Origin of the sequence: Flavobacterium sp. I3-2 (assembly GCF_013389595.1) — a bacterium.
Taxonomy (GTDB): Bacteria; Bacteroidota; Bacteroidia; order Flavobacteriales; family Flavobacteriaceae; genus Flavobacterium.
In genome coordinates, this window is sequence record NZ_CP058306.1 from 717559 (window position 1) to 730804 (window position 13246).

Sequence of the window (13246 nt, forward strand, 5' to 3'; positions counted from 1 at the left end):
CATCATTTTCTAAGTTTAAAAGTTAAACAACTATTTCACTACGAAAACAATGTTCACGAAAGAATAATCAGTCCCAGAACCTATAACTGTATATGTCAAGATTCCATTTGCATCTATAGTTAAACTACTCAATGCAGTTGCATCGTAATCTGTTATATAGTACCACAAATCTGCTGGTTGTAAAACAAAAGGAATTTCGTTTGGCGCAGTAGTTTCAGGTGATCCTCCAGTACTTTTCACAAACTTCAGGCTGTTATTTGCCCCAACATCACCCCCCGTTGAAGAGTTTAAAATAAATTCCTTACCAGTAAATTGAGCCTTATATTCTGCATATAAATTTCTTTTAAAAGTACCATTTACACTTGTATTAATAATGATTGACGGCATGTAAAAGAACTTAGGCATCGAAGAAAAATCCGACCCTAATGCTATCCATTTACCAGTTCCATCATTTTCATTTTGATTATTGAAATTTGCCTTCCAATAATAAAAACCATGTGTTAAAGCGGCTCCATTATTAAAAACTAATAAAGCATTTGCATTATTAATACTAGATTGCAATTTTTGTGTATCAGAAGTAAGTTCAATACGCGGTATCAAAATTCCTTTATCTGGCGCAAGTATTTCAATAGCAGCAGATTTATCTGGCGTAGGTGTCCCGTAACCTACTTGAGCATGTGCGAAAATTGAAATAAGAAATAAAAATGCTAAGTATATTTTTTTCATAATTTGGGCGTGTATGTAATTTTGAAGTATTTAAAAAATATCGTTTAACACCAAATCAAAATCTGACTTGGTGTTGTCGATATTTTTTGTAATCTAAGGAGTCACAAACGAAGGTGCAACTGTTGAAGCAAATTCAACTATTACGTCTGCGGTAATATTTGTATCTCCTAACACATAATACATTTTTCCAGAACCAATTTTAAAACCTAGAGCAGTCCCAGATAGAGTCATATCAGTAACCGAAGCAACAATACCTGTGTCATATCTTACATCAATAGATAAAATTTTATTACCAGAAACTCCTAATGTAACTCCCGAAGTATTTGCTTCTTTAGCGGTTACTGTTGTTGTATATGCACCTCGATAAATATAATTCAAAGTTGTCCCAATCATTATAGTATCTCCAGTAAACGAAGTCGTTGACAAATCATCGCCTAATTTTAATTTTGTACTATTAATTTGTTGATTAGTAAATTGATTGATACCTTGATAAACAATATCATTCATTGGAATAGCTATTTTAACACCTGTTGCATTAATATAATACAATGTATTTGCAGGTATTACAATTCCACCTGGATTCTGAGCCAAAGGTATTTCAGCAGTTGTAAAACCTGTATTTCCCATATGTAATTCAAAAACTCCAGATGCGGCTGCCGTAGTTACAGTAGAAGCATCTCCAGTAAAAGCTTCAGAGAAATAAAATGTTCTACCATCTAAAGTTTTTACAACAGTTTTTGTTTCGTTATCTTTTACAATTTTAGAAAAAGCAGCATTATCTACATCAACCCACGCTGGTGGTGTTGCAGAGGCATCCCATTTTTGTAGTTTTGCTATATATGGATCAGCTGGAGTACCAGCACCAGTCAAAACGATTTTGGTATCTCCATTAACTGGCGTGTTTGCTAACATTTGAATATATTCTTCTACAGTATAAAATCCACCTGTTGTATTTGCTATATTAGTAATCGAAGTCGAAAGCTCTAAAAAGCTATTAGAAACGCCTTTTACAAAATCAATGATATAAACACCTGTTGGAGGCGATGCAGCCCAACCATCAACTACAGATTGAGTTACCGCTGGATTTGTAGAAACCCCTAAATAAGTTTCAGAAACATAGTATTGATACTTTTTATTTGTTGAAGTTTGTAATGAAGTTTTAGATTCGTTTGCATTAATCAAATTAGAAATTACTGAAGTAATATCTTCTTTTACATAAGCAGTTCCATTCCATTTTAAATATTCAATTTTAGCAGGACTATTAAATGTTGTTTCAACCGCTGGAGTGCTTGGATCATCTCAGTCTACAATTGCAGGAGTAAAAACCATTCCTCCAAACGTATCGCCTGTAGCACCACCAATATTATTAGTACCATAAACAGCATTCAATAGCGCTTTTATTTTGGTAATATCTGAATTTTGAGTTCCAATCACAGCGTCTAAATCAGCTTGATTTATAATTCTAATCCATTTACCAGTTGTACTAGCAATTGAACCTGTATTCTGCCAATAATAGAACCCAGGCTTTACTTCTTTTCCTGCTGTAGTTCCGACAGCTATATTGTAAACTAACAAACTATTCTCTTGAACAACACTTGCTTTCAAAACTGTTTCTGTGTCAGCTAATGTAACCCTAGGAATCAACACCCCTTTAGAATTATTGTCTTCTGTAAGCACTTCTAACATTGCAGATGGACTTGGACTTGGAGTTCCAATTCCAACTTGAGCATTTGAAAAATAAACCGAACCTAATAAGGTCGCTAATAATGTAATCTTTTTCATATTTTCTATGTATTTTAGTTATTTAAGACAATATTAAGAAAAACTTTCTAAAAAAAACAATTATTAACAAAAATAATTACACAAAATTAAACTAATAGAGTAAAAAATACAATAAAATCAAAAAAAATGCATTTTTATTAAAAATCAGTTAACAAAAACAATAAAAAAAAACTTTTTATTACTAAAAATATTCTAAAAAAAAACACATTAAGCATTAAAATATAATAAATATTTACTTTTTTAATTAAAAAATAAATAGATACAAAAAAAACCAGTCTATTGTAGACTGGTTCATTTAAAAAATTAGATTTAATTATTTTAAGAAATACCTAACATTTATATTCGAAACTTTAGAAGAGTCTGAATTCATAATTTTATATTTCAAAACACCTGTTTTCGAAATTTCCAAAATTTCAATCTCTTGATCATTGAAAAAAGTCACCTGATATTCAAAATTCAGATTTGACAATTTTACTTCAGAAGGCACCTTTGAACTACTAACAACCAAATTAGCAAAATTCTTCTCATAATAATCAAATAAATCAAAATACAGAACTCTACCATTTCTTGCAGAAATAGTTAATTCGACATTAGGCGCAATAAAAAAACCTGTCATCAATTTTGGTATTTGGTTTTGACTTTGCAACTCAAATATCTCTACCTTATTTTTTTCTGACATAATCACATCATCATCTTGATTATTGAAATTCTCATCCAACATAGTAGCATCATTAAAAAACATTGCATCAGCATTAGCAACATTAATTTTTTTTGATGAGTTCAAATTATCTTTGTCATTCAAAGCTACAGGTAAAACATCTACAACTTCATCAATTTTAGCTTTTGATTTATCAATAATAGGAATTAATTCTGCCTGAGCAATATTTTGAATAACATTCAAATTAGTTTTATAAATCAATTCAGAAACTAAATAAGATTCCAACAACTCAACTTTATAAGAATATACCGTTCCAACTGAATCTTTAATTTGTAATTCCTTACGATTGGATTTATCAACTTTAAAATACAATGGTGATTTTTTTTCTACCAAAAAAATCTCCTTATCATTTATAACTTTATACCACGTATTCTCAATCCATAAATAATAACCTAAATCAATTGATTTTGAAGAATCAATCGAAAAATTATATCCGAAATCATAATTTTCATTTGTTGTCAAGTTATTTAAGTCAGAAATATTTAATTCATAAACATTGTAAAAGTCAAAATTATTTTGAGCATAAACATTCACAAAAAACAATATCAATACAGTAGAAATTAAATCTTTTATCATAACCTACTTAATTTTAAAGACACAAAGTTAAATAATTAAACATTAATTTTAAAATGATTAAATTCGTCGCATTAAACAACACAAAATGCAAACAACAGGCACTATAAATACAACACTTACAGGGAAAATTGCGACCATAACTTTTTATCATCCTGCTAGCAATTCATTTCCAAGCGAACAATTACAAGCTTTAACAAATGCAATAAACGAATTAAATTCTAACAAAGAAATCACATTAATCATACTTGCTAGCGAAGGCGAAAAAGCATTTTGTGCAGGTGCATCTTTTGACGAACTATTACAAATCAATAATTTAGAAAACGGAACAAAGTTTTTCAGCGGTTTTGCAAATGTGATAAACGCCATGAGAACTTCAAACAAATTAATAATCGGACGAGTACAAGGAAAAACCGTAGGCGGAGGCGTTGGCTTAGCAGCAGCGTGCGATTATTGTTTTGCAACAGAAAATGCTTCAATTAAACTTTCGGAACTAGCAATCGGAATTGGACCTTTTGTTATTGAGCCGGCAGTTACAAGAAAAATTGGATTTCCTGCTATGAGCGAAATGACTTTAGAAGCCGAAACGTGGAAATCTGCAAAATGGGCTAAAGAAAACAAATTATTCACTCAAGTATTCTCTACCATTCAAGAAATGGACAAAGAAATTGAAAAATTCTCAACAAGGTTATCAAACTACAACCCAGAAGCCTTACTTGAAATGAAAAAAGTTTTATGGAAAGACACTGAACATTGGACAGAATTACTAAAAGAACGCGCTGGAATTTCTGGCAAATTAGTTTTGTCCGATTTTACAGTTAAGGCTTTAAACGCTTTCAAAAACAAATAAAAACAAAAGCATCTTCGAAAAGATGCTTTTTTAATTAGCTTTAAGAATTTGTTCGGCATATTTTATTAATTTTGCGTAAATTTTTACAACAATGAGCAATATTAGAATCACCAAACAATTCACGTTCGAAACAGGTCATGCTTTATATGGATATGATGGCAAATGCAGAAACGTACACGGACACAGTTACAAACTTTCTGTTACTGTAATTGGATCTCCGATTGAAGATTCGAATAATGTAAAATTTGGAATGGTCATAGACTTTAGCGATTTAAAAAAAATTGTTAGAGAAGAAATCGTCGAAGTTTTTGATCACGCAACTGTTTTTAACAAAAACACACCGCATGTTGAACTAGCAAAAGAACTGGAAGAAAGAGGTCATCATGTAATTTTGGTAGATTACCAACCAACAAGCGAAAATATGGTAATTGATTTTGCTCAAAAAATTAAAAATCGTTTACCCCAAAACATCAAATTATTTTCTTTGCGTTTACAAGAAACCGAAAGTTCTTATGCAGAATGGTATCAATCTGATAATTTATAAGAATTGAAATTAAATATTCCTACAGATAAAAAAGTATATTTTACATCGGATCATCATTTCGGTGCACCAACGCGTGAACAAAGTTTACCTCGCGAAAAGAAATTTTTAGAATGGTTAAAATTAATCGAAAAAGATGCCGCTGCTTTATTTATCGTAGGAGATTTATTTGATTTTTGGTTTGAATATAATACAGTTGTTCCAAAAGGATTTGTTCGTATTCTAGGTAAATTAGCCGAAATGCGAGACAACGGAATTGAAATTTTCTTTTTTGTAGGAAATCATGATTTATGGATGAAAGATTATTTCCAAACAGAACTAAACATCCCTGTTTATCACGAACCAAAAGAATTTGAATTCTTTGGAAAAAAGTTTTTTATTGGACATGGTGATGGTTTAGGTCCAGGAGATTTTGGCTACAAAAGAATGAAACGCGTTTTTACCAACCCGTTTTCAAAATGGCTATTCCGTTGGTTACACCCAGATTTAGGAGTTAAACTAGCTCAATATCTATCTGTAAAAAACAAATTAATTTCTGGAGATGAAGACGCTAAATATCTTGGCGAAGATAAAGAATGGCTAATTCTTTATACAAAGAAAAAAATGCAAACTCATCCAAACGACTATTTTATTTTTGGACATCGACACTTACCAATGACCTTAAACATTGAGAACAAAACAACTTATGTAAATTTAGGCGATTGGATTCAATATTTCACTTACGGTGTTATAACTTTTAACGGAATATTTGAATTAATGACTTTTCGAGATGATAAATCTACAGAGCAATTTAAAAGTAAAATCCAATCGTGATGTTTAAGATGACTCCATTCTATTGTAGTTAAATCAACCTCAGGATCAATCAACTGACAACCCGGTTTACTATTTATAGAAACATAGCTCGAAGCAGCAAACACTGAAACATCTTTTCCTTCTTTTGCAAATTCACTCTTTATATATTGAGCTGCTTGCCAAATCATATCCGGCGTATTGATACGTGCTCGTTGTTTTTTATTATAAAACTCGTCCATCTTAAAAGGCAATTTTTCTCCAGTAGCTTTATCAACCACATGAAATCTAGCGTAACCCGAACGATTTCTAAGCATCATTCGCCAACTTAACCGATGACCTTCTTCCGTCCAAAGAACATCTCCCTTTATAAACCAATGACGAATTGGAAGTAAAACCTGAATGATTAAATAAGGTATAAAAAAGTACTGAAACACTTTTTTTGATTCTAAATCAACTACGGGTGTTGTCTCATCCAATGGTTGTTTTTTCTTAAAAAACACACGTCTGATTTGTTCAGGAGGAAAAAAGAAAACACATAAAGCTAATGCGAAATAAGGAAAAACGCCAATCTCTAAAGTTATGGAATTACTAATATGGAAAATCAACGATAAAACAACTGCAAAAATTCGAGTTCTTTTCCACAACAATGCAGGAACAATTAAACCATCAAAAGCAATTCCAACATAAGCAATAAACAGATGAAAATAATGATTTTGAAACAATTCGGTAAAAGCAGGAAACTTTTTCATACTTCGATACATATTCCCAGTTACCGTTCCGTCTAACCAATCTGGATAGAATTTAGCAATCGTTGCATAAAAATACACACATGAAATTTGAATTATAAAAACCAACAAAATCCAATTGGGCATATAATTTTTCTTAATCGAAGGATTCAATCTAGCATCTACTGAAGCAAATCTATTTGCAGGTAAAAAACTCATAATAATTCCAACCAACATCATCAAATAATAATGGTTGTTATAAGAAGTTTTTTGCATAAAATATACCATCGCCCACATAATGGTCATGGTAATAATACTAAATCGATATTTATAACCAAAAGTAACCCCAAAAGCTAAAACTCCCATAATCGCAAAATGAACATACATATAATCTCCCATCAGATTTAAGAGAAACTCAAATCCAATAAAGGTAAAATTTGTACGAGGTTCAACAAGATTACGAGTAACCCAACCTGTTGCAAGTGAACCAAAACTTTCAAAGGCAAATACAAGTCCAAAGAAAATTCTAAATAAAATTAAAGGAGCGTTGTCAACCGACTTAAAAAGTTTTTGTGTCATATTATTAAGTTATTAATTTTTGAGTCACTAATTTATCATTAGCTAAAGCTGATTTCAAATAATCTAAAGAATCAAATTTTTTTTGGTCCCGAATTTTATCAATAAAACCAATTGTTATTTGTTTGTCATAAATATCTTGATCAAAATCAAAAATATTTATTTCTATAGTCAATGAATTTTCGCTAATTGTAGGATTCGTTCCGACATTGACCATTCCAAAATATTTTACTTCATCAACAATTGCATAAGCTGCATAAACTCCGATTGCAGGAATTAATTTATACTTTTCATCAACATAAACGTTTGCCGTCGGATAACCAATTGTTCTTCCTAATTGACGTCCTTTTTTAACTGTTCCGCTTAAGAAATATTCGTAACCTAAAAACTCGTTAGCTAATGAAATATTTCCTTGCTGTAATGCAGTTCTGATTTTAGTCGAACTTATGGAAACGTGATTTACTTCTTCAGCCGAAATTTCTTCTACTTCAAAATTATATTTTTTACCAAACGCAATTAAATCATGAATATCTGCGGCTCTATTTTTTCCGAAGCGATGATCGTATCCAATGATAATTTTTTTAACATTAAATATATCAACTAAAATCTGTTTAACAAAATCTTCTGGAGTTAATTGCGAAAATGAATTGTCGAATTTTTGAATAACCAAAAGATCTAAGCCAAGCTTATTTAGTAAATCTGCTTTTTCTTGAATTGTATTTAAAAGTTTTATATCAGAATCTTGTTCGAGAATCATTCTTGGGTGAGGAAAAAAAGTCAGCACTAAACTTTCCTCATCGGCATGATGAGCCGACTCAATTATTTTATTTAATATTGATTGATGTCCTAAATGAACTCCATCAAATGTACCTAAAGTTAAAACCGTTTTTTTATTAGACGCAAAGTCAAAAATGGAATGAAAAATTTTCAAAATAATAAGATTTTATGCAAATTTAGTTTTTTTGATCAAAAAAAAATCAGCTTTTAAAGATATATTTAACTAAACTCAACTTTATATTCTCTAAAAAAAAAGCTACTTTTACAAAATAGAATTCAACAAACATTACAAAATGTCAAATAAAACTAAATTATTAGCATTATTCTTTTTATTTTTCTCAACAATAACAGTTTTTGCCCAAAGTAATCAATGGAAATCAATTGATGAAAAAAAACTTTCTGAAAAAGAAAAGATGCCAAGAGGAAACCACCCTACTTCTTCTCAACTTTTTGAAGTTAACCTAATTAGCTTAACAAATCAACTTTTAAGTGCGCCCGATGATGAAACAAATAATTCATCAACCACTTATGTTAATTTTCCTGATGGGAATGGTAACATTTCAAGTTTTGAAATTTTCAAATCACAAATGTTAGAACCTGAGTTAGCAGCTCAATACCCAAACATTCACAACTTTACAGGAATTAATAAAAAAGACCCTTCAAATGTAATCAAAATCAGTATTACTCCTGCCTTTGGTATGCATATTATGGGATATGATGGTCAAGGTACTACATATTACATAGATACTTATACAACTGATTTTAATTCATATATTTTTTACAAAAGAAATGATATTCAAAATTCAAATTCAAACTTTAGATGTTTAGTTGAACCAAATAATGCAAACATAGAAGAAAATGAAATTACTTCTGAAAATCAAATCTTAAGTACTGATAACAAATTCAGAAGATATCGTCTAGCTATGGCTTGTACTACAGAATATGCAGCCTTTCATGTAAACGCTGCACCTAATAACGTTCCTCAATCAACAGAAGCTCAAAAGAAAAGTATCGTATTATCTGCAATGAATGTTACAGTAAACAGATTAAATTCTATTTACGAAAGAGATTTAGCCATTCGTTTGGTTTTAGTAGCTAACAATAGTAATATTATTTTTATTACTAGTGATAATTTCAACAATTGGGAAGCATACGATTTAATTGACCAAAGTCAATCTGTTATTACAAATACAATCGGAAGTGCAAATTTCGACATCGGGCACACAGTAAGTACTGGTGGCGGTGGTCTTGCATCTCCAGCCCCTTGTAATTCTAGTAGTAAAGCAAACGGTATTACAGGTTCATTTAATCCAGTTGGAGACCCATTTGATATTGATTATGTAGCACACGAAGTTGGTCATCAATTTGGAGCTAATCATACATTTAATGGCACTACTGGATCATGTGGTGGCGGAAATAGAAATTTAGCAACTGCTGTGGAACCTGGAAGTGGAACTACAATTATGGCTTATGCTGGAATTTGTGGAGATAATATCAATGTACAACAAAACTCAGATGCTTATTTTCATCAAACTAGTATTCGCGAAATTGTAAGTTTTTTACAATCAAACTGGAACAACTGCGCAACATTAATCTCTTCAACAAATCCAACACCAGTTATCACATCAACTTCTGGTAACAGAACTATTCCACATTCAACACCATTTATACTAACTACAACTGCAACAGATACAAATAATCCAAACAGTTTAACTTATACTTGGGAACAAACCAACACGCAATCATCAACTCAACCTCCTGTTGCAACTTCAAGTACAGGTCCAAATTTTAGATCATTAAGTCCAACAACAAATTCTTCAAGATCATTTCCTTCTACAGCAACCGTTTTAGCAGGAACTACTAACTCGAACGGAGTTGTTCCAAGCACTTGGGAGAGATTGCCTTCTGTAGCTAGAACCATGTCTTTTGCTACAACGGTAAGAGATAATAACGCAACAAGTGGTGGACAAACAAAATCTGCTGATGTGACTATTACATTTGCAAACGCTGGCCCATTTGTTATAACATATCCTAACAATATTACAACGACTACAGAACCAAATTGGTCAGTTGGTCAGCAAAAAACAATTACTTGGAATGTTGCAGGAACAACAGCAAATGGAATTAACACATCAAATGTTAATATTCTTATGTCAGAAGATAATGGTCAAACTTATCCATTTGTTGTTGGATCAAACGTTCCTAACAATGGTAGTTACACGATAACCGTTCCTGCTTTGACAAACGGAAATAGTTTTGCTCGTATTAAAATTGAAGCCGTAGGAAACATTTTCTACACAGTATCAAAACCAATTGGAATTAACATTACAGCTGCAAATGAAAATTTTGATTTTGAAGATTTCTCATTATATCCAAACCCAACAACTGATAAGGTTACCATTTCATTTAATTCAAATACTGGAAATGAAATAACGATGGAAGTTTTTGATATTAGAGGTCGTAAATTGAATTCTTATAATATAGAAAACACAGGTTTTATATCTACTGAAGTCAACCTAGCCAACTATGAATCAGGAATTTATTTAATTTCAATAAAAGATGGTGTAAACCAAGCCACAAAAAAAGTTATTAAAAAATAATCCCTTAGATTAATTTATTTACTGAAAATAGCTTTTCAAAATAAAAAAACAGCGAAACTAATTAAAATTAGTTTCGCTGTTTTTTTATTAAAACTTAAGTTTCTAAATAGTAATTGTTGTTCAGACAAAAAACATAAATTCATTTTTTTGTGTTTTTTTTAATAAAATTAATTTTTTATTAAAAAAATATTAAATTTACATCAATCAACTAACTTAAAACTTAAAAAATGAAAAAAAAATCTCATTATCTTTACCTAGTATTTGTAATATTTTCAATTTTTACAAGTTCTGCTCAAAATGTTCAATGGATAAAAACAAATGAAAAAGAACTTAGAGATATTGAAAAATTACCACGAAAAAATTCTCCAAATGAATTCACTTTATTTAAAGTAAATTTAAACTCTTTAATTGATCAATTAATCTTAGCACCTGTAGACTATAGCAGTTCAGTTTCAAATGTATTCATCAATTTTCCAGATGCCAATGGAAATATTTCTGCTTTCGAAATTTACAATTCACCAATGCTTGAACCCGAACTAGCAAATAAATATCCAAATATTCAAAATTTTACTGGCATCAATAAAAAAGACCCAACTAATATCATAAAAATCAGCATTACTCCAGCTTTTGGAATGCACATAATGGGCTATGACGGCGAAGGAACAACTTACTATGTAGACACTTTTACAACAGATTTCAATTCATTTATTTATTACAAAAAAAAGAATATCGTCAACAAAAACACAAACTTTACTTGCAACATTAAAGCTAACGACTCAAATCATTCATTTGAAAACGAAAATTTTGAAAATCAAATCTTAAGTGTTGATAATAAATTCAGAACTTTCAGATTAGCATTAGCTTGTACAACTCAATACGCAGCGTATCATGTAAATAACGCCCCAAGCAACATTCCGCAAACTACAGAAGCTGAAAAAAAAGCAATTGTTTTATCCGCTATGAATGTAACCGTTAACAGAATCAATGCTATTTACGAAAGAGATTTATCAACTCGTTTAATTCTAGTTAGTAACAACGATACAATAATATTTATAAATTCTGACGATTTTACAGATAGTGAGAATGCCGATTTAGCAGGAGAAAATCAAGTAATTATAACAAATGTAATTGGTAGCTCAAATTTTGATTTAGGTCACGTTGTAAGTATTGGAGATGGCGGAGAAGCTGCATTAGGTTCAGTGTGTAATAATTCTTTTAAAGCCACTGCAATGACGGGTTCTTCGAATCCTATAGGCGATCCTTTTGACATTGATTATGTTGCTCATGAAATTGGGCATCAATTTGGAGCAAATCATACTTTCAATGGAACTACTGGATCTTGCGGTGGCGGAAACAGAAATTTACCAACTGCTGTTGAACCTGGAAGTGGCACAACAATAATGTCTTACGCTGGAATTTGTGGAGATGAAATTAATGTACAACAAAACTCAGACGCCTATTTTAATCAAATAAGCATTAGAGAAATTGTCGATTTCTTACAATCAAGTCAAAATAACTGTGCAACAATAATCTCTTCATCAAACCCGACACCAGTAATCACATCAACTTCTGGAAACAGAACCATTCCACATTCAACACCTTTCATATTAACAACAACAGCTACGGACTCCAATAATCCAAATAGCTTAACTTACACTTGGGAACAAACTAATAACCAATCATCAACACAACCACCTGTGGCAACTTCAAGTACAGGTCCAAATTTTAGATCAATTGCACCAACTAGTAATTCATCAAGATCTTTTCCTTCTACAGCAACCGTTTTAGCAGGAACATCAAACAGTGATGGTGTAGTTTCAACTACATGGGAAAAATTACCTTCAGTAGCTAGAAACATGTCATTTGCAACTACAGTTCGAGATAATAACGCAACTAATGGTGGACAAACCACTTCTGCTGATATACAAATTACTTTTGCTAATGTTGGTCCATTTGTTATAACATATCCTAATAATATTACAACAACTACAGAACCAAACTGGTCAGTTGGAGAACAAAAAACAATTACTTGGAATGTTGCAGGAACAACAGCAAATGGAATAAACACATCAAATGTTAACATTCTAATGTCTGAAGATAATGGTCAAACATATCCATTTGTTGTTGGATCAAATGTACCTAACAACGGTAGCTACACCATAACCGTTCCAGCGTTAACAGACGCAAGCAGTTTTGCTCATGTTAAAATCGAAGCTGTAGGAAACATCTTCTACACGGTATCTAAACCTATTGAAATAAATATTACGGCTGGAAAAAAAGATTTTGAGTTTGAAAACCTAAAAATTTATCCAAACCCAACTACTGATAATGTTTCCATTTCATTTAATTCAAATACTGGAAATGAAATAACAATTGAAGTTTATGATATTAGAGGTCGTAAATTAAATATTTATAACATTGAAAACTCAGGTTTAATTTCGACTGAAGTTAATCTAGATCAATATGAATCAGGTATTTATCTATTTACAATTAAAGATGGTGCAAACCAAGCTACCAAAAAAGTAATCAAAAAATAATTTTAATACATCTAACAAAAAAGGCTCTTTTAAATAAAAGTGCCTTTTT

Annotated in this window: 11 protein-coding genes; 5 read left to right on the forward strand and 6 right to left on the reverse strand. The window is 31.0% G+C overall.

Annotation, left to right across the window (positions count from 1 at the left end; translation table 11 throughout):
* Positions 1-30 precede the first annotated feature (30 nt).
* The 4 genes from HW119_RS03385 to HW119_RS03400 all read right to left on the reverse strand — a co-directional run bounded on the left by HW119_RS03385 (position 31) and on the right by HW119_RS03400 (position 3802).
* Complete coding sequence (locus tag HW119_RS03385) at positions 31-726, reverse strand: hypothetical protein (protein ID WP_177761257.1); 696 nt, start codon at positions 724-726, stop codon at positions 31-33.
* 93 nt (positions 727-819) lie between these two features.
* Positions 820-1908 carry a hypothetical protein gene (locus tag HW119_RS03390; protein WP_177761258.1) on the reverse strand — a complete coding sequence of 363 codons (1089 nt, stop codon included), beginning with the start codon at positions 1906-1908 and terminating at the stop codon, positions 820-822.
* A gap of 117 nt (positions 1909-2025) precedes the next feature.
* A complete protein-coding gene (locus HW119_RS03395; protein WP_177761259.1) occupies positions 2026-2508 on the reverse strand; it encodes a hypothetical protein in 483 nt (160 codons plus the stop codon).
* 313 nt (positions 2509-2821) lie between these two features.
* Positions 2822-3802 carry a hypothetical protein gene (locus HW119_RS03400; RefSeq protein ID WP_177761260.1) on the reverse strand — a complete coding sequence of 327 codons (981 nt, stop codon included), beginning with the start codon at positions 3800-3802 and terminating at the stop codon, positions 2822-2824.
* An 85-nt stretch (positions 3803-3887) separates the two neighbouring features.
* On the opposite strand from HW119_RS03400, the gene HW119_RS03405 reads away from it, so the two are divergent.
* From HW119_RS03405 to HW119_RS03415, 3 genes are all read left to right on the forward strand, one after another.
* Complete coding sequence (locus HW119_RS03405) at positions 3888-4649, forward strand: enoyl-CoA hydratase/isomerase family protein (protein ID WP_177761261.1); 762 nt, start codon at positions 3888-3890, stop codon at positions 4647-4649.
* Positions 4650-4740: 91 nt separating this feature from the next.
* Positions 4741-5193, forward strand: a complete 453-nt coding sequence (locus HW119_RS03410) for a 6-pyruvoyl trahydropterin synthase family protein (protein ID WP_177761262.1) — start codon at positions 4741-4743, stop codon at positions 5191-5193.
* Positions 5194-5196: 3 nt separating this feature from the next.
* Positions 5197-6003 (forward strand): UDP-2,3-diacylglucosamine diphosphatase, encoded by an 807-nt coding sequence (locus HW119_RS03415; protein WP_177761263.1) that lies wholly within the window; start codon positions 5197-5199, stop codon positions 6001-6003.
* Here the strand turns inward: HW119_RS03415 and HW119_RS03420 are convergent.
* Both HW119_RS03420 and HW119_RS03425 read right to left on the reverse strand, forming a co-directional pair.
* Positions 5910-7286, reverse strand: coding sequence for an HTTM domain-containing protein (locus tag HW119_RS03420; protein WP_177761264.1), 1377 nt, complete (start codon positions 7284-7286; stop codon positions 5910-5912). The genes HW119_RS03415 and HW119_RS03420 overlap by 94 nt on opposite strands.
* 4 nt (positions 7287-7290) lie before the next feature.
* Positions 7291-8214: a bifunctional riboflavin kinase/FAD synthetase gene (locus HW119_RS03425; RefSeq protein WP_177761265.1), complete on the reverse strand. Its 924-nt coding sequence runs from the start codon at positions 8212-8214 to the stop codon at positions 7291-7293.
* 139 nt (positions 8215-8353) lie between these two features.
* Between HW119_RS03425 and HW119_RS03430 the strand changes: the two genes are divergently transcribed.
* Both HW119_RS03430 and HW119_RS03435 read left to right on the forward strand, forming a co-directional pair.
* Positions 8354-10660, forward strand: coding sequence for a reprolysin-like metallopeptidase (locus tag HW119_RS03430; protein ID WP_177761266.1), 2307 nt, complete (start codon positions 8354-8356; stop codon positions 10658-10660).
* A gap of 227 nt (positions 10661-10887) precedes the next feature.
* On the forward strand, positions 10888-13197 hold the full coding sequence (locus HW119_RS03435; protein WP_177761267.1) for a reprolysin-like metallopeptidase: 2310 nt from the start codon (positions 10888-10890) through the stop codon (positions 13195-13197).
* The last annotated feature ends 49 nt before the right edge of the window (positions 13198-13246 follow it).

Bases quoted from the DNA above. Each gene is read 5' to 3' on its own strand.
- HW119_RS03405 (WP_177761261.1), top strand. From the start codon at position 3,888: ATGCAAACAACAGGCACTATAAATACAACACTTACAGGGAAAATTGCG.
- HW119_RS03410 (WP_177761262.1), top strand. From the start codon at position 4,741: ATGAGCAATATTAGAATCACCAAACAATTCACGTTCGAAACAGGTCAT.
- HW119_RS03435 (WP_177761267.1), top strand. From the start codon at position 10,888: ATGAAAAAAAAATCTCATTATCTTTACCTAGTATTTGTAATATTTTCA.
- HW119_RS03400 (WP_177761260.1), bottom strand. From the start codon at position 3,802: ATGATAAAAGATTTAATTTCTACTGTATTGATATTGTTTTTTGTGAAT.
- HW119_RS03420 (WP_177761264.1), bottom strand. From the start codon at position 7,286: ATGACACAAAAACTTTTTAAGTCGGTTGACAACGCTCCTTTAATTTTA.
- HW119_RS03430 (WP_177761266.1), top strand. From the start codon at position 8,354: ATGTCAAATAAAACTAAATTATTAGCATTATTCTTTTTATTTTTCTCA.
- HW119_RS03385 (WP_177761257.1), bottom strand. From the start codon at position 726: ATGAAAAAAATATACTTAGCATTTTTATTTCTTATTTCAATTTTCGCA.
- HW119_RS03395 (WP_177761259.1), bottom strand. From the start codon at position 2,508: ATGAAAAAGATTACATTATTAGCGACCTTATTAGGTTCGGTTTATTTT.